Annotated in this window: 12 protein-coding genes and 1 rRNA gene; 8 read left to right on the top strand and 5 right to left on the bottom strand. The window is 56.4% G+C overall.

All coding sequences use genetic code 11. From position 1 onward, the window contains the following. Positions 1–960, bottom strand: a 16S ribosomal RNA gene (locus tag VMJ32_13220); the annotation flags it as partial. A gap of 719 nt (positions 961–1679) precedes the next feature. Here VMJ32_13220 and VMJ32_13215 point away from each other — a divergent pair. Then, positions 1680–3353, top strand: coding sequence for a SulP family inorganic anion transporter (locus tag VMJ32_13215; protein HTQ39982.1), 1674 nt, complete (start codon positions 1680–1682; stop codon positions 3351–3353). Between the two features lie 61 nt (positions 3354–3414). Here the strand turns inward: VMJ32_13215 and VMJ32_13210 are convergent, their stop codons facing one another. Continuing rightward, on the bottom strand, positions 3415–3867 hold the full coding sequence (locus tag VMJ32_13210; GenBank protein HTQ39981.1) for a DoxX family protein: 453 nt from the start codon (positions 3865–3867) through the stop codon (positions 3415–3417). A gap of 396 nt (positions 3868–4263) precedes the next feature. Between VMJ32_13210 and fusA the strand changes: the two genes are divergently transcribed. The 5 genes from fusA (at position 4264) to VMJ32_13185 (ending at position 12499) form a co-directional block, all read left to right on the top strand. Continuing rightward, the gene (gene fusA, locus VMJ32_13205; protein ID HTQ39980.1) at positions 4264–6369 is read left to right on the top strand and encodes an elongation factor G; all 2106 of its coding nucleotides are present in this window, start codon (positions 4264–4266) and stop codon (positions 6367–6369) included. Positions 6370–6649: 280 nt separating this feature from the next. After that, on the top strand, positions 6650–7102 hold the full coding sequence (locus VMJ32_13200; protein ID HTQ39979.1) for a hypothetical protein: 453 nt from the start codon (positions 6650–6652) through the stop codon (positions 7100–7102). A gap of 317 nt (positions 7103–7419) precedes the next feature. Next, positions 7420–8499, top strand: a complete 1080-nt coding sequence (locus VMJ32_13195; GenBank protein ID HTQ39978.1) for a hypothetical protein — start codon at positions 7420–7422, stop codon at positions 8497–8499. A gap of 308 nt (positions 8500–8807) precedes the next feature. Further along, complete coding sequence (locus tag VMJ32_13190) at positions 8808–10295, top strand: hypothetical protein (GenBank protein ID HTQ39977.1); 1488 nt, start codon at positions 8808–8810, stop codon at positions 10293–10295. 227 nt (positions 10296–10522) lie between these two features. Next, positions 10523–12499, top strand: coding sequence for a HEAT repeat domain-containing protein (locus tag VMJ32_13185; protein ID HTQ39976.1), 1977 nt, complete (start codon positions 10523–10525; stop codon positions 12497–12499). A 48-nt stretch (positions 12500–12547) separates the two neighbouring features. On the opposite strand, the gene sdhB is transcribed toward VMJ32_13185, so the two are convergent. The 3 genes from sdhB to VMJ32_13170 are packed head-to-tail and all read right to left on the bottom strand — an operon-like array spanning position 12548 to position 16292. Further along, entirely contained in the window at positions 12548–13411 is an 864-nt protein-coding gene (sdhB, locus tag VMJ32_13180; GenBank protein HTQ39975.1) for a succinate dehydrogenase iron-sulfur subunit, read from the bottom strand. Positions 13412–13430: 19 nt separating this feature from the next. After that, positions 13431–15470, bottom strand: coding sequence for a succinate dehydrogenase flavoprotein subunit (gene sdhA, locus VMJ32_13175; GenBank protein HTQ39974.1), 2040 nt, complete (start codon positions 15468–15470; stop codon positions 13431–13433). A 15-nt stretch (positions 15471–15485) separates the two neighbouring features. After that, on the bottom strand, positions 15486–16292 hold the full coding sequence (locus VMJ32_13170; protein HTQ39973.1) for a succinate dehydrogenase cytochrome b558 subunit: 807 nt from the start codon (positions 16290–16292) through the stop codon (positions 15486–15488). A 620-nt stretch (positions 16293–16912) separates the two neighbouring features. On the opposite strand from VMJ32_13170, the gene VMJ32_13165 reads away from it, so the two are divergent. After that, a complete protein-coding gene (locus tag VMJ32_13165; protein HTQ39972.1) occupies positions 16913–17311 on the top strand; it encodes a response regulator in 399 nt (132 codons plus the stop codon). 573 nt (positions 17312–17884) lie between these two features. Further along, positions 17885–18555 (top strand): PAS domain-containing protein (locus VMJ32_13160; protein ID HTQ39971.1); only part of this gene is annotated, 671 nt, incomplete at its 3' end.

Here is an 18555-nt window from a genome sequence, read left to right as displayed (position 1 = left end):
CTAGGATAAGGTTCTTCGCGTAGCCTCGAATTAAGCCACATCCTCCACCGCTTGTGTGAGCCCCCGTCAATTTCTTTGAGTTTCAGCCTTGCGACCATACTCCCCAGGCGGAGCACTTAACACTTTCGCTACGACTGAAGGACTATGGAGGATCCTTCAATCAAGTGCTCAGAGTTTACGGCTAGGACTACCGGGGTATCTAATCCCGTTCGCTACCCTAGCTTTCGTGCCTCAGCGTCAGATAAGACCCAGTACGCCGCTTTCGCCACCGGTGTTCCTTAGGATATCAACGCATTTCACCGCTCCACCCTAAGTTCCGCGTACCTCTATCTTCCTCAAGCACAGTAGTTTCGGGCGCAATTCCTCAGTTGAGCTGGGGGATTTCACACCCGACTTTCTGCACCGCCTACGCACCCTTTAAGCCCAGTAATTCCGAATAACGTTAGCAAGGTTCGTCTTACCGCGGCTGCTGGCACGAACTTAGCCCTTGCTTCCTCTGCGGATAGGTCAACATAGAGAGATTACCCTCTACGATTTCCTCCCCACTGACAGCGGTTTACAACCCGAAAGCCTTCATCCCGCACGCGGCGTCGCTCGGTCAGACTTGCGTCCATTGCCGAAGATCCTCGACTGCAGCCACCCGTAGGTGTCTGGGCAGTATCTCAGTCCCAGTGACGCGGGTCGTGCTCTCACACCCGCTACCCATCATTGCCTTGGTGGGCCGTTACCCCGCCAACAAGCTAATAGGACGCAGATCGCTCCACCGGTGGAATCACACCTTTGGTCCGGAGACATTATCTGGTATTACCCCGTCTTTCGACGGACTATCCCAGACCGGAGGGTACGTATCTACGCATTACTGTCCCTTTCGCCACTCCTGTATTGCTACAGGCGTTCGACTTGCATGCCTAATCCACGCCGCCAACGTTCATTCTGAGCCAGAATCAAACCCTTCAATTTATTTGCTTTGCCGATGCCACACTCAGTCGACGACTTGCGGTCGCCCACCAAAAAACTGACACCGGGTTGTTAGCCAATAGAACGAAACGGTCTGATGGTTATGTGGCCACAAAAATCCTTCGGCCTGAACCGACGGACTCCTGCAGCCATGCCGTCTTTCGACGGCTGTCACAGTACTTGTGCTGGCTAATTCAAAGAAGTCAACTACCGAATTGTCAAAGACCAATTTCCGAATGCGCTAAAACCGCAATCGGTCACAGTAGGTCAGGCTTTCCAGCCTGAAGTGTCAGCCTAGAAAGGCTGATTAACTGGGAACAAAAAACCCGAAGTTGCACAGCTTGCTCGATGGGACGCTGCCCATCCAAATAAGCCGTCCAACTGCCGGGATTTAAGATTCTAATGATTGGAGAGCGGGTGTCAACAGGCTTGCAGAATTATTTTGTTACCAAGCAAAGCGGGTCAACCGAGGGACTTCCCAGGCGCTTCATTTTGCCCAGTTGACTGTTTCGCAGCTAATCGTCTTTTGCAAACACAACGGGACGCGGTAAAACACTACCTAAGCGTGCCGCACCCAAACAGTCCCCAACGACCAAAGCGGCTCAGATCATTCGCCTCCGGAATCGCATCTCCCATGCCAATAAAAGGCATGTCGACATTGTCCCGAGGGCCGACACTACGGTTCCTAATGATTCGGCATCGAAAGATCTTCTGAGTATGCCATGCGTAGTTATCTACCCAAAAGTGTTCTGTGCCTGCGTCAGTATAGCCTTCGAAAGTTCCTAAGCGACCTAATCGCCGGGGTAACCGTGGGATTGGTGGCCCTGCCTCTGGCGATGGCTTTTGCCATTTCGTCCGGAGTTTCACCCCAAGCGGGCTTGTATACCGCCGTCGTGGCCGGCTTTTTAATTTCTGCATTCGGCGGTTCGCTGACGCAAATCGGCGGGCCGACCGGTGCATTTGTCGTCGTCGTGCATGGCATTGTTTCCAAGTATGGCCTGAACGGCCTGTTCAATTGCACGCTTATCGCCGGCATGATGCTGGTTGGTTTGGGAATCACCGGCTTGGGCAAAGCGGTGCGGTTCATCCCGCGGCCAGTCATCGTCGGCTTTACCAACGGCATTGCGGTTCTGATTGCCAGCACGCAAATCAAAGATTTTTTTGGTTTGAAAGTCGAAAACGTTCCCGGCGAGTTTCTCGGCCGGATGCAAACGCTGCTTTCGCATTTTGACACCATTTCCTGGCGGGCCACCGTGCTGGCCAGCGCAGGAATAGTCGTCATTTTGTTGTGCAGAAGATATTTGAAGCGCGTGCCCGCCTACATAGTGGCCATGATTCTTGGCACGGCCATTGTGGCCTTCAGCGGTCTTGCCGTGGAAACCATCGGCACCCGCTTCGGCGGCATTCCCCAAGGCTTGCCCACATTTATGCTGCCCAGGTTCCAGCCCGACATGATCGTCCCTTTGTTTTCCCCCGCATTAACCGTGGCGCTGCTAGGAGCCATCGAATCGCTGATGTCGGCAGTGGTCGCCGACCGAATGAGCGGCGATAAACACAATCCAAATGTCGAGCTCGTGGCTCAAGGCATTGCCAACATTGCCGTGCCCCTATTTGGCGGAATTCCTGCCACTGGAGCTATTGCGCGCACGGCCACCAACATTCGCGCCGGCGCCAAAACGCCCGTGGCCGGAATGATTCATGCCGCCACCTTACTGTGCGTGCTGGTGTTTGCCGCGCCCTTGGCCCAATATGTTCCCCTGGCGGTATTGGCCGCCATTCTGCTCGTGGTTTCTTACTACATGGGGGAATGGAAAGAAATTCCCAAACTGCTGAAACTCACCTGGGCCGACATCAGCGTGTGGGCAATTACTTTTGGCCTGACCGTCTTCGCCGATTTAACGGTGGCCGTCGAAGTGGGAATTGTTCTGGCCGCGCTGCTGTACATTCACAAAGTCACCAACACCACCACTGTCACCCGGGTAACCAAGGAATATGTCGACGACGGTTGGTCGCATATTTTGCAAGACAAGCCGATCCCGGAGTATGTCAGCGTGTTTCGCATTCACGGCCCGTTCCTATTTGGCGCGACAGAAAAGATTTTGCATATTACCGATCGTTTAGAAGAATTGCCTCCGATTGTGATCCTGCGCTTGCGCAACATGACGGCTATCGACGCCACCGGTCTGCAAGCCCTGGAAGATTTGGCCGATCATCTCCGCGCAGCAAATCGGACGCTGATATTATGCGGCGCGCCGCCCCAGCCGACCCAACTGATGCGCCAAGCGGAGTTTGAGCAGCACGTGGGCCCTGCGAACATCTGCGAAAACTTTCACGCCGCCATCGAGCGGGCCATTATCGCCTATTTCGCCACTGGGTCGGCGCGCAGAACGGCCTAGGCCCAAACCGTGCCACCGCATGGATTGCCGGGCGGCAAATGCCTGTCTCGCTTCTCCCGCCTCATCTGGATTTGGATTCGGCCGGCGCCTCGCTGGCAGTGCGCTTGGACAATAGCCCATCGATGCTGAAGCTGCCCGCGCCCAAAAACATGATGCACAGCGCGCCCAGTAAATACAGGGCGTCGAGTTCGCGGGCCCAACCGCCCATCGGATCCATCTGCCATAGCTCGTTGGCATGAGCCAGCCAAACGGCCACTCCCATGTTAATGGCGATGATCAGCCCGCCAATCCGCGTAAAAAGTCCGATGATGACCAAAACGGGTGCCAGCACTTCGCCGATGTAAACGCCGTAGCGGACAAAATCGGGCAAGTTATGGGCAGCGAGCTGGGGTCCCATCCAATCAATGCCGTTCCGGATTTTGGCTATGCCATGGCATAGCAACAGCCCGCCAATTGTTAAACGCAACAGCAACTTACCGATATTCTGACTCCAACAACTGCTGGTAGAATCCATATCTTTCACCGCCTTTCGTGAAAAAATAGCTGTCGAGCCGCATCGTGCTGCCCGCCTGAGGGGCCCATTCTAACGAAAAACAAGCGAAAAACGCACCCCAATCGGCTCGAATCGGCCTTTTCCCCGGGCAGCCATTGGAATAACATAGATGAATACGCAGTCTCCCAACGTGCAAAGCCGCACTGGCAGCTCGGTGGCGGCTTGTGGATTAACGTCAATCGGCCTCAGTTTTGCTGCTGCCCGTTGATGTCTGGGTTGATCGCCGGCGCGCCTGCCGTTTTGGCGCTGGCTGCCCCGGATGGTTTACTACTCCGTTTGTATGCCCTGACAGGATAGATTTTCGACCGTGTTCACCAGCCCCAGCATGGCGGCGAGGGCCCTATCGAGGTTTTGGCTATGGAATTGCAACACCTACGTAACATTGGAATTTCCGCCCACATCGACTCCGGGAAAACTACCCTGAGCGAGCGCATTTTGTTTTACGCCGGCCGCATCCACCGTATTCAAGAGGTCAAAGGCGGCCAGGGCGAAGGCGCCACCATGGATTACATGGACCTGGAGCGCGAACGCGGAATTACCATCACCAGCGCCGCCACCACCGTTCACTGGGACGATGCCCAGGGGAACGACCACCAAATCAACCTCATCGATACGCCGGGCCACGTCGATTTCACCGTCGAGGTGGAACGCAGCCTGCGCGTCTTAGATGGCGCCATTCTCGTGCTATGTGCCGTGGGTGGCGTGCAAAGCCAATCGATGACCGTCGACCGGCAAATGAAGCGCTATCATGTGCCCCGGTTGGCGTTCATCAATAAGATGGACCGGATCGGCGCTAATCCGCTGCGTGTCGTGCAGCAGGTGAAAGAAAAGCTGGAATGCGACGCCATTCTGATGCAACTGCCGATCGGCAAAGAAGACGATTTCGCCGGCATCATCGACCTGATTACCATGCAGGCGGTCTACTTCGACGGCACGAACGGCGAAAAAGTCCGCCGCGAGGCCATTCCGGCAGAGCTGATGGACGATGCAAAAAAACACCGCCACGCCATGCTCGAAAGTTTGTCGATGTACAGCGACCAACTGATGGAACTGATGTTGGCCGAACAGGAAGTGCCCGAAGAATTGATTCATGCCACGGTGAAAGATGCCGTGCAAAATCAAGACGCCACCGCCGTGTTCATGGGTTCCGCCTACAAAAACAAGGGTGTGCAGCCGCTGCTGGACGCCATCGTCCGCTATCTCCCCTCGCCATTGGCCCATGCCATCACTGCAAAAAAGTGGGACAATCCGGAAGAGAAAATAGAATTGGCGGCCGATCCCGATAAGCCGTTCGTCGGCATGGCGTTCAAGTTGGTCGACGATCCGTACGGCCAGCTCACCTTCATGCGCATTTATCAAGGCACGGTGAACAAGGGAGACCAAATGGTCAACCAACGCACCAGCCAAAAGCAGCGGCTCAGCCGCATTGTCCGCATGCACGCCGACAAACGTGAGGAAATGGACAGCGCCAGCGCCGGCGACATCGTGGCCATTATCGGGCTCGATGCGGCCAGCGGCGATACCTATGCCCCCGAACACAAATTCGGCACGCTGGAAAACATGTTCATTGCCGAGCCAGTTATCAAAATGGCCATCACGGTGCCCAATCGTGAATCTGGCGACAAGTTGGCCAAAGCCCTGCAACGCTTCAGCCGCGAAGATCCCACGTTCCGCATCAGCACCGACGAAGAAACCGGCGAAACCATCATCGCCGGCATGGGCGAGTTGCACCTGGATATTTACGTTGAACGCATTCGCCGCGAATATAAAGTACAGGTAGAAGTCGGCGCGCCGAAGGTCAGTTACCGCGAAGCGCCCACCCAACTTGCCGAGTTCAACTTCAAGCACAAAAAACAAAGCGGTGGTTCCGGTCAGTACGCCCACATCGTGGGCAAGTTCGAACCGTTGGCGGAAGATTCGCCCGAGACCTTCGAATTCGAGAACGAGGTCATTCAAGGCCGCATTCCGAAGGAATACATTCCGTCGGTGGAAAAGGGCCTCCGGGCGGTGCTGAACAAAGGCCCGATCGCCGGATTCCCCATCGTGGGACTCAAAGTCATTTTGGAGGACGGCTCCTATCACGAAGTCGACAGCTCCGACATGGCGTTCCAAATTTGCGGGCAGAATTGCTTGCGGGAAAATTTCCCGAAGACCAAGCCCGTGCTGTTGGAACCGGTGATGAAGGTCGAAATTGAAGTGCCCACCACGTTCCAAGGCCCCGTGGCGGGCAATTTGACGAGCCGCCGTGGCATCATCATGTCGTCGGAAATCCATGGCAACACGGCCGTCATCGAAGGCGAAGTGCCGCTGGCCGAAACGTTCGGTTACTCCACCGATTTGCGCAGCCTGACACAAGGGCAGGGCACCTTCAGCATGGAGTTTGCCAAATACCGCCGAGTGCCCAACAGCATTCAGCAGGAAATCATCGAAGAAAAGAAAAAGCAACTCGTCGGCGCCAAGTAACCGCCGAATCTATAAGGCGCATACGTAGTCATCGCATCAGCAAAGGCCAGGGCTTGCAACTCTGGGCTGTTTTAGAGAAAGCCCTTTGTTGAGGCAAGCTGCGCGGCCTTCAGAAGCTGAAAAGCATAATCCTGGCGCATTGGTGCTATCGTCGTTGGAAGGCGAATCGCTATCGCCGAGTAGCCCATAAACGAGTAAAAAGAGGCCCCAAAATGCCCATCTAAACGATGGTGATTGTCGCCGGACAAAAATGCCGAAATTAATAACGGAGGATCTTTCTATGAAGACGAAAGTCGTTCGCCTGTTGATTGCGGCCTTGTTCGTGTGTGGCTTGTCGGCTTCGGTGGTTGAAGCCGGCGGGGTGCGCGTCGGAATTGGCGTAGGCATTGGACCCGGGTTTTATCATCCGTATCCGTACTATCCGTATGCGTATTATCCGTATCCCTACTATGCGCCAGCTCCGGTGTATGTGGTGCCGGGACCAACGTACGTCCAAGCGCCTCCCACGTATGTCCAAGGTCCGGCGTCATACGTTCAAACCGTGCCTCCACAGCAGCAAAACTACGCTCCCACTTCAACGTATGCGTATCCCAGCACCGCCACACCGGCCGCTGCAACGGCTTATTCCAATCCCAACACGGCCCCTCATTATCTGCCGCCGCCACCGCAACCGGGCGCTCAGCAAAGCAATCCCAACGCACCGCCCCCATACCCGGTGCCTTCGGGTTCCTAACCCTCCCCGGGGCGACAAAAATCTTGAAGCGTCTTGAAGCCGCCGCTAAGCGCAACCGTCCTACGGGCGACGCATCAATCGGAATTGCACCGATCAATTAGGGCCTGCTCAACCGCCGGGGTGATCAAATCATCCGGGTGGCATTGTTTTTGCAAAAGGCCCTTCCGTCTTTGTCGCATTAAAGTTTCACGCGCTTGCAATTGAGACGTTGGCGACCTATCGTGTGGAACATGCAGTCCTTGGATTTCAACTTCGTCCCCCATTAACACAAAACCCTTCGCGCCCGCCACGCCAACTCAACCTGGAGTGTCAATCTGATGAAAGCGTTAATCATTTCGACGACAGTCATACTAGCTCTCGCTGTGGCCACCAGCGCGTTATTCGGCGCTGGCGAAGAGAAATCTAAAAAGAACAACGGCGGCGGAAATACATCAGGCCAAGGCAATGCGGGCCAAAGCAATGCGGGCCAAAACAATCAAGGGCAATCAGGCCAACCCCAGAACAGTGGCGCGACCGGCAATCAAAATTCATCCGGCGCCAATAAAAACCTGTTCGGTAATCAAAACCAAAACCAACCGGCTAAAAACGGAGGGCCGATCGGAAGCTCTCTCAACAAACAAAGCGGCAGTGCAGCGAGTTTGCCGGCCCGTGTGAAACTCGGCGACAAGAATTTTGATAAAAACGGAATCGGCGCCTTGGACGAGGCAAAACACGCCGGCGACAAAGGCGTGGGCTGGCGCTATCAAAAAGTTGGCAACGAATGGTGGTTTTGGACCGCCACAGGTCATTGGTGCTACAACCGTGGCGGACAATGGTGCAACTACGACCCCAACACCACCTGCGTCAACCTGAACGGCGCCAAGGGACCGTATTACGAAGATCAGCAAGGTTTCTTCACGACGCAAAACGGCCAGAAGATTTACGATTCGACCATTCACCGTGACGCCGCAGCAGCCGCAGCCGCGGCAACCACCGCCGGAACCACCGCGGCGGGTTCAACCACCACTACTGACGCACAAGCTGGCACAACGACGGCTGGTACAACCACCGATTCCACAGCCGCAGGAACAACGGCTGGAGCGACGACGGGCACAACCACCGCGGCAGCGCCGACAGATTCAACGCAGCCCGGCTCAACTCCCGCTGGCTCCGCAGCACCTGCTGGAACTCCGCCGACAGACGCCTCGGGCGGAACAACTGCAACCTCCGGCTCTCCGCCAGCCGGCTCGGCGCCCACGGGATCCGCACCGACAGATGCATCAGGAGGAACCACCGCGCCCCCAGCCGGAACATCATCCTCCGGCTCGGCGCCCACCACGACAAACTCGACGGGTTCAGCAACCGGCAGCAATCCCTCAGGAGTTCCGGCCGGTGCGCCAAGTCCGCCTCCAAACTGATACCCGGGCACATGGTCCAATCAACAGCACTTTCACCCCTCCGGTGCTACTACTATTACTACTGCTACTGCTGCGGAATGGGCCCGTCGCCATGAAATGGGTACTTGACAATCAATACTTAATCCGTCCATGATTCAGGACTTCTTTCCGCAATCTACCCGAATGCTTTGTTCTACGTAATTCACGTGCTCTGCCAAATGCTTTCTTCTTCTATCTAAAAGGTCACAATTATGAAATCGGGGAACCCCAGACCGTTGCATTTGATGATTGGCGCTACCGCGCTTGTCGTATTTATGATTTCCGCCGTCGTGGCACAGCAGCAAAACAAGGCCACAGCGCCGGTAACGAAAGGCCAGGCCGCTGGTAAAGCAACAGGCGCCGCGCCGATCAAAATTTCGATTAGTCCAACTAAGTTTGTTCCGGTTCAAAAGACCGCCATCCCCTTCAGGGCTTTCACGCTGACGGAGCTAAAAGATAAAAACGGCCAACCCGCCACCGCTGCGACCACCTTCACCTTACCCAATGGTAAGCCCGCGACCGCTACGCAGTATTTGGAGCAGATGAATGCCTTTGAGCAAAAACTAAACGCCCTGGGCTACACGCTGCGGTCCACGAATAAGACGTTTAAGGTGGGAGAGCTGTCGGCAAACAAAACCTTGTTCACCCAGCAAGCCGCCAGTGCGAAGTCTTTACCGGCGGTCACCGCCAAGGCGAAGTCGACTACCATGGCCTCGGTCGAGCAACAATTTAATACAGAACTAAGTGCCGCCAAGGCAAAACCAGCCACTACAACGCAGGCCCAGGAAGGCGCCAAGGGTGCGAAAGGTGCCAAGGGAACCACCGCCGAAGGTGCTACCACTCAGCAGGGTGCTAAAGGAGCTAAAGGCGGCGAAGGAGCAACTGCCGAAAGCGGCGCTGGCCAAAAGAGTGCTAAGATTGTCAAAATTCCGCCAGGCGCCGTAGGTGTCGGCGCAATCGGCAGAGCCTTGGGGCCCTATACAACCACAAAGTCGTATAGTTCTCCCACCTTTGGCGACACCTCCTACGTCGCTGCCGATTTCACTGCTTCAATGACCTTCTCCGGTGACGCCAATAGCGCCAGCCTTTCCGGTGTCTCCAAAGTCACCGGTTGGGCTTTAGGGTCCAGTAAAGATTTGGCCGTGGCTACCGCTTCGCTGGCGGCTCCCCACTCCGGAAATTTGTCGGCCAATCTTAAGGTTACCGTCCTGGGCACTGACGAAGTTGTTTTTAACCAGAGCCAACAGGTCAGCATCCGCGAAAACTCCACCTACACAAAGTCTTTGCCAGACACCTGGAAGTTTTCGATGACCATCCCAGTCTTTATTTTCAGTGTTGATGTTACGCTGGGCGTCAAGGGCGGCATCTCAATGCCTTATTTTCTTGCCGACTTGCCCGGAACAACGCAGGGTTACATCATTCCCGACGTGACCGGCACCGTTTACGGAGAAGCGGCCGTCGGAATCGGCGGCGACGACGGCGTTGAGTGCGGCGTAAAAGGCGAATTCACCATGATCCACAACAACCTCATCTTATACGGCAATACCAACCAGGGTACGGACTCCACCGGAACGTTTGTCAGTTATTCCGTCACTTCGGAAGACCGGCTTACCGCGCTGTCCGGTGATATTTATGCATTTGCCAGCGCTTTCGGTGGAGAAGTGGACGAAGATATCTTCAATTTCACCGGCATCGTCGCGGTATACACTCCCGTTGAAGGCAATGATAAAGTCTATTTGAAGCCGATTTCCACCGTCGAAGCAAATCCAGGACGGTAAACGTCATCAATGTTGCCCGCTATAATTGCCGGCATCATAAACCTATGTGATCGACCAAAATCTCCGCTTGCGGCCTCGCGCCGCAAGCGGTTTTTTTCTAGAGCGCATTCCACGAACTTGAAGCGGATGTAGTGGTCCCGGCGCGACGGGATCCCCAGCGGCTGCGGACGCCGGCGCGCCCGGGCCGCGCCACATGGTCGTGAAAACGCGATCTACCACACCCAACGATGCCGATAGCGCAATCCAAGTCAAACCTGCAACCGCGGCGCGCCCGCTTCAAGACGATTCTGTTTTCACTAGCGCTCTTCGTCGTGGCGGCTGTCGCCGGCATCCAGGTTGGTCGGCACTTCAATCACCGCTTCAGCGACGCCCGCCCTACAGGCATTCAGTTTACCCCCGGCCAACAACTGACGTATCACGTCGATTTTAATTCCACGTCATTTTCCAACGTGTCCAGTTTATTTTCGGCATCCTCCGCCACGTCTTCCGATGCGTCAGAAGTTTCACCCCTAGGGCTCACTCACCTGTTCCAGCCCGCGCTGCAGGCAAACCTGGAATGCACCGCGATCCAAGCCGATGGAAACGGCGTCGTTTTAGCTTGCCAGTTTCTTAATCCGCAGGTTCACTTCCAAGCCGAAGGTCTGGACCTGCCCGAACAATCGAAACAGATTCAATCGGGGCTGGCCCTTCCCATGTTTTGCCTGCTCGATGCCCACGGCCGAGTGCAATCGGTATGGTTTAACGCTGCCGCCACCCCGTTAATTCAACGCATTGCTAGCGCAATCTTCGCAGGCTTGCAAGTCGTGAATCCGCTGCCGGGCGCCAATTCGGTTACCCAGTGGGATGCCGAGGAAGAAGACCCCAGCGGCAAGCTTCTGGCACACTATCAAGTTCAGTCGGATGGAACAATTCACAAAACCAAAACTCAGTATTTGCCCGATACGACCGCCAAGAAAACGCGAACCATTCAGTTAATTCCCTTAATTCAATCCCAAGGCGAATACGTTGATACTTTGGACGGCGAGGGCAACTTGGTTAGTGTGGCTGCGGCCGAAGCGCAAACCGTAACGATCCAAAACAAAGAGGTAGGCCACGGAACTCTACAGTTGGATGTCAGCCTGCTCCGCAAGCAGGAAGCCACGCCAGATCAGTTGGAACGGCTCCAATCGGCCTACGCCGATTTAAGGAATTCGGTCCGGGCCATTCCCCTGTACGATCCTACGCCTCAACAGCAGGCCGAGCAGAACATTCAGCGACAGGCACTGGGTGCCGATACTCTAGATTCCCTGCTGGCCGCCTTGGCTGCGGCGGAAGCTGCCCCGCCCCAGGAAAACGAAATCATGCAGCTCTTTCTTAAATTCAAAGCCCTGGCATATGTTCATCCGGAAGCGTGCGCCCAGTTAGGCCAACTGCTAACCGACGCCAAAACCGGCGGCTTGCGCATGCAAATCTTGAGCGATGCGCTGCAGGCGGCCGGAAACCCTCAGGCGCAGGCAGCGCTGTGCACAGCCATTCTTGCCAGGTCTTCCGAGATCAATGCCAATCGCGTGTTAATTCCCGCCCTCGGCTACGTCGAATCACCCACGCCCGAAACGGTGGAAGCTTTGCAATGGCTCGCCTTCGGAATGTTCGACAAAGCTGTCACTTCCACCGCCCGGCTGGCCCTGGGCAGCGCGGCCCGCAACGTGGCCGACGATTCTCCCTCCCGGGCCGCAAAAATCGTCGACCGCATTCTCCAGGAATTGAACCAGGCCAATCCCGCCGATGCCTGGGAACTGCTGCTGGCCCTGGGCAACGCCGGATCGACCGAGGCCTTGCCCACGTTGCAAAACTACCTGGCAAACCCCGATCCCCAGCTCCGCGGCGCGGCCGCCTGGGCCATGCGCTGGATCGATTCGCCCCAAGTCGATCCGCTGCTGACGAAAGTTCTGCTGGACGATCCGCAAGCAACGGCCCGCTTGGAAGCCGTCCGCGCCTTTCGCTTCCGCGAAAAATCCGCGGCCAACCTCGCCGTTCAAGCCTCGGCCCTGGCCAAAGATGCCGATCCGGAGGTCCGCGTCGAATTGCTCAATAACGTGTGGGAGGCACGCCCGTCGTTTCCCCAAGCCAGGCAATTGGTTGAAAAGGCCGCTGCCGACGATCCCTCCGAAGACGTCCGCAAAGCCGCTGCCAAGCTATTAGAAGACGCCAAGGTCAAGCAGTGAACGGCAAAAAGCTGTGCTTGTGGAGAAAACAAACGCGGCACGCTGCCGTCAAAAATCAAATAACTTTTTGATGGCGTACACCGTGGTGGCCCGGCCGGCGCGGGCGATAGAGCGTGTTAACGGAATGCTTTTGGGGCACACAGCCACGCAGTTCTGCGCGTTGCCGCACATTTGCAAGCCCCCTTCCGACATCAACGCGTCCAACCGCTCGTCGGCATTCATCTGCCCGGTGGGGTGCATGTTGAACAACATCGCCTGGCTGATCGCCGCCGCGCCGATAAACCCCCGGTTGTACGCCGCTTGCTTGCGGGCCGCGAAATGCGCCTCGCTTTCGCCGTCGTGCCGCGCCAATTCAATCTTGGCATATTGCGGACAGGCTTCCAGACAGCAGCCGCAACTCATGCACTCACTAAGCGGATAGGCCTGTTGTTGCACTTCCGGCGACACCAAGGGGCCCGCTCCGTGATCGAAATAACCGTCGACCGGAATCCAGCCCTTGATGCGCTTTAGCGCCTGGAACATGCGCGAACGGTCGACAAACAAATCTCGCACCACTGGAAATTTGCCGGCCGGCCGCAACTCGATTTCCTGCGGATTATCCTCCAACAGCCGATCGACCAGTGCCGAGCAAGCTTGCCGCACCCGGCCATTGATGACCATCGTGCAAGCGCCGCAGACTTCCTCCAGGCAATTGCAATCCCAAGCCACGGGCGCGACGTGCTCGCCGTCAATCGTCGTGGCCATGGCGGCGATCCGCTGCAGCACGCTGATCACGTTCATGTCTTTTTCGTACGGCACGCTGAACCGCTGCCAATAGCTCGTTTTCCCGGGGCCATCCTGCCGCAGCACGCACACTTCAAACGCTTCGGGCTGGGCGTCGTGACCGTTGGAAGATCCGTGTAGATTTGACATGCTTGGTTTCTATTTTGATTTAATTGCTGCTCTGCGTCTCCGCGCCTCTGCGGTTCATGTCAGGTTGCCCATTGCCATTGCCCGCGCTGGTGGTGGGCGATTTCTTGGCTTGCCGCTCCTTCCAAACCTGCTCGATGATGTCCGCCCCCACCAATCCATACAGCCGTGGCCGGGGCGGAATGAGCGAAGTATCGACTTCCTCATAACTGATCTGCGGCTCCCCTTCCGGCGACAGTTTGGCAATGCTGGTCTTCAGCCAGCGGCGAGTGTTTTCCTCGAAGCGGTCGCACCATTGCTCGGCTTCCTTGTGGCGCGCGGCCGCTTCGGTGGCTTCCAAGCCCGGCATGCAAAAATCGGGCTTATAGTGCGAGCCGCGGCATTCGTCTCGCAGCAGCGCGCCGCGCAAAATGGTTTTGGCCACAGGAAACATGTCTCGCAGGGCCTTGGTAAATACCACGTTTTGGTTCGTCCACTGGCCGGTGTCGGAAAGCGCGGAACGCTTGGCTCGCGCTTCCAACTCACACACTTGGTCGTAAGCTTCTGCCAGTTGGTTGTTGAACCGGACCACCGTGGCGGCCTTGGTCATCACCCGGCCCAGTTCGTCATGGATCAGATATGGATTCTCACCGGCGCCAGAGCCGCTGATGGGGCGATGCAGCAGCTTGTCGTGAATCTCCTGCTCGCGCTGCCGGGCGCCCTCGTACAGCGCGGCCGGCTGCTCCGCGGCAGTCCCCTTGAGCGATCCCAGCGCCGTTTCCACCGTCGGGCCGACAATCAGCCCGCTAAAGATGCAACTCAGCAGCGAGTTGGCCCCCAGCCGATTGGCGCCGTGATATTGGTAATCGCACTCGCCAATGGCATACAGGCCGGGAATGTTGGTCTGCTGGTTACGCGGCGAACCCATTTTCAAGCCGCCGGCGGCCGTCCGTTCGTAATCGACCCACAGACCGCCCATGGAGTAATGGACGGCGGGGAAAATTTTCATCGGCACGTCGCGCGGATCGACCCCTTGGAACTTTTCGTAAATGCTGAGGATGCCCCCCAGCTTCTTATCCAGCACGTCACGCGGAATATGCGTCAAATCCAAATACACCGCCAGCCGGTCCTGCTCCACGCTTAACCCTTCATTGGTGCACACATTGAAGATTTCGCGCGTGGCAATATCGCGGGGCACCAGATTGCCGTACTTCGGGTACCGCTCTTCCAGAAAATAATATCGCTCTGCCTCGGGAATGCTGCGTGGATCGCGCGCGTCCTGCGGTTTGCGCGGCACCCACACGCGGCCCCCTTCGCCGCGGGCGCTTTCGCTCATCAACCGCAGCTTATCGGCCCCCGGCACGGCCGTGGGATGCACTTGGATAAACTCGCCATTGGCGTAAATGGCCCCAGCTTGAAAACAACGACTGGCCGCGCTGCCGGTGCAAACCATCGACATGGTGGAGCGGCCATAAATCAGCCCGCATCCCCCGGAGCCGACGATGACCGCATCGGCCGCAAAGGCGCGAATTTCCATGCTCACCAAATCTTGCGCCACCGCTCCGCAACATCGGCCGGTAGAATCTAAAATGGGCGACAGGAAATCCCAAAATTCGTACTTCGTGACTTTGCCGGCCACTTCCCAGCGGCGCACCTGCTCGTCCAAGGCGTACAGTAATTGCTGGCCGGTGGTGGCGCCGGCAAAAGCCGTGCGTTTGTACAATGTGCCGCCAAAGCGGCGCTGATCGCGGAAGCCCTCCGGCGTGCGGTTGAACGGCACGCCCAAGCGATCCATCAAATCGATGATGCGCGGCCCCCAATCGCACATTTCCTTCACCGGCGGCTGATGCTGTAGAAAATCGCCGCCGTATACGGTGTCGTCAAAGTGCTTCCACTCGTTGTCGCCTTGTTGGCGAGTCAGATCGTTGACGCTGTTGATGCCCCCCTGCGCGCAAACGCTGTGCGAACGCTTGACCGGCACCAGGCTCATCAAGTCGACGTCGACGCCCAGTTCCGCCAGCTTCATGGTCGCCGCCAGCCCGGCCAAACCGCCCCCCACCACCAACACGCGCTGCTTTGCCATGCCTGGGTTTCTCCCTCAGTTCTTTTTCGGTGGTTGCGAGATTGGTGTTTCAGCCTTCGGCATTCCCACGGCAACTTGCCCGTCGAGCATTTCTCGCGCCTCTTGCATGCGGTCTTCAATCACCTTGGCCTGCGGCACATTGACCGTCGACATGCCATACAGCGCACCCATGCCGACGGTAGCCAACAAAATGCCGAACGCCGCACACACATAACCGGCCCGACGCTGCGCGCCTTCGCTGGTCCAAATGCCCCAGGTGATGCCAAACGTCCACAGCCCGTTGGAAAGATGATAAACCACCGACAACGTACCGATAATGTAAATAATCTTCATCAATACCGGATTCAGCGCCACCGCCGTCGACGAACTGGCGTGCTCCGCGTTAAACGCCCCGCCCCCCAGCGCTTTGCCCAAATAATGCAACTGCCACAGGTGGAACAAAATGAAAGCAATCGCCAACATTCCCGTGGCCCGTTGCAGCGTGTACCGCACATTGCCGCTGTACGGATAGGAACCCACGTTCGGCAAGCCACCGCTGATAATGTAAAAGCCCACTGCCGCGTGAAATAAAATCGGCAGGAAAATGAACGTCCACTCTACAAACGGGAGTAACATCCCCAAAGAATGGATGCGGTCAACCTGGGCCTGAAACGTCGCCGGCCCCCCCAACACCGAGGCGTTGGTCATCAAATGAATCACCACGTATGCCCCTACCGGCATCAAGCCCGCCAGCGAAAACAAGCGAAAGATCAAAAACTGGTGTCGCCCCATCAGCGTAGAGTCCGGAACCCGTTCGACACCCGCGGTTTTGACAGCATCCACGATGTAAATTCCCCGAGTTTATCAAGCCGATCGAATGAGGCCCCGCCCGTGCAAATTTAGCTTCACATAAAACAGCCTGTGTTAGCCAGATGTAGTATAGAAATCAGCACCGCCGATACAAGCCGAGGAACCTGCTGGACAACGCGGTCAGAAATCGCCAATTGCAAACACCCATCCACAGCCCCTACATCACTCGGCCTGAAGCGTCCTCCAATTCGCAGCCTCCCCGGCGCCGCGCTGCCGCATTGGATTTCGGCGCCCGCCTCCATTGCACCGCCGTCCCCATTGTTCTGGCAACTAGCCCACAATCCAACAACGCCTCGCGCTGGGGCAGCTCATTCATTGGCCCAAGGTCGAATCCGGGGTACGTACTGCCCGATTGGCAGCAAAAAACGCCGAAAAAATGTCAATTCGGCTTATGCAGGCCTCCCATTTTGGCTTCCGATGCCACGTATAATTATGATACAAGTACTCGTCAGACAGTAGTTTGCGTCGATGGAATCGCACTGACTACTGAGAACATAACATTGGCATTGAACTTGCTTCGCGATATTCGCAGTGCGATTAGACTATACGCTTAATCCCGGCCAGATCAACTATTATCGCCCGGTCGGGCATCCATGATGCTCATCGAAACTCCTTCAATCCTGATCACCGATGATGACCGCGCTTTCCGCGAAACGGTCTGCGGCATGCTTCAACCGCGCGGCTTCAAAACTTTCACCGCCGCCGATGGCGAAGAGGCCCTCCGAATCGTCAGCCTGCAGCCCATTCATCTGCTGCTGTTAGATATGCACATGCCACGTCTGACAGGCTTGGAAACCATCCGCCGCATACGTCAATTTAGCGCTCGGCTCCCCTGTGTGTTAATTACGGCCGCCTTGGACGAATCGATTGTAAAGCAGGCTTCTGTGGCCGATGTTTTTTCCGTCCTGCCCAAGCCGGTCAGTTGCTCCGATATCACCAACACCGTCAATCAAGTATTCCACCACATTTACGGGTGGCCCATGAAAAGCTAAGTTAACGAGCCCGATTCCTTGACAATCACCAGTTACGCAAAATACTCTGATTACTACGCGGAACGTTCGGAAACAAGATAAAGCGTCCGATCGACACCCTGCTGTCGGCAAATCTTGCCACACTGCCGGCTTAACAACACAACATGGTTCCACACGCACTGAAGTCACCCCACCCACGTTCGCCCACCATTTTGCCCCCGCCCAAAGATCCAAGCTGCGTTACCACCCGTAGCAAAGGTACCGGCGGTAACGACTAAATCGGAAGAGTCCAGCACGGGATGGGTCGAAATAAATTAATCCTTTCGGCGCAACTTTCCGATTCACACCGCCTTGAACTTGCCTGCGCTTCAAGCTACGGCTGTGACGCGCAAGCCGCGCGTGACGACTATAGCTTTGGATTTACTGCCGAAAGCAGCGAAAGTTGCGCAAACATTGCGGCAATATCAATTCATGAAACTTCTCCATCCGATGCAAGCTATGAGGACGTACAACCCACGGCGGCGCGGTTGTTCAGTCGTTGAGTCACTCCTATAATATATTGGTGAATTAGCGGTCCCCCCGGAGCTATAAAGCTTGACGGCCAAACCGAAAATTCTGGTTGTCCGCGACCCTGCGGCTCATGACGCTCCGCTGCCCATCGTGACTGATGGGTATGAGCTAGAGGAAGTTCGTAGCCCTCTGCGTGCTTTAGCGCGAATGACCCGGGAGCAATTCGCCGGCATTTTTGTGGCCGCCGGACACATTGGCGAAGCCATTCGGATGGGCAAGCTGCTGCAGAACGAGCGCATTCTGGAGGGCATGCCTGACGGCATCGTCCTGTTGGGCGCAGACAATACCATCATTTGGGGCAACGGCCGCTTGCGCGAGTGGACCGGTAAGGAATCGGTTATCGGCGAAAACTTCTACTCGGTGCTCAACAGCCCTGAAATCTTGGGGCCCGATTTCGGTCCCTTCCACACGGCCCTGACCACCGGCAAGGCCAGCAGCAGCGTGTTGCGCTCCGGCGACAATCGCTATTTCCACGTGCATGCCGCTCCCGTCTGCGAGGGAAACAAGGCGCCTGAGCATTTAATCGTCACCGTCCACGATGTCACCAAGGAAGTTTTGCAGCAGCAAAAGTTGGCCGCCATCCACCAGGCAGGCCAAGAACTTTCCGACCTCACGGCCGAAGAACTCTCGCACATGTCGATCGAAGAGCGTATTAAACTCTTGAAATCGAACATCCTTCACTACACCAAAGATTT

This window comes from Pirellulales bacterium (genome assembly GCA_035499655.1).
Lineage (GTDB): Bacteria > Planctomycetota > Planctomycetia > Pirellulales > JADZDJ01 > DATJYL01.
The sequence above is the reverse complement of the archived record's forward strand: the minus strand, read 5'-3'. Positions and strand labels throughout refer to the sequence as shown.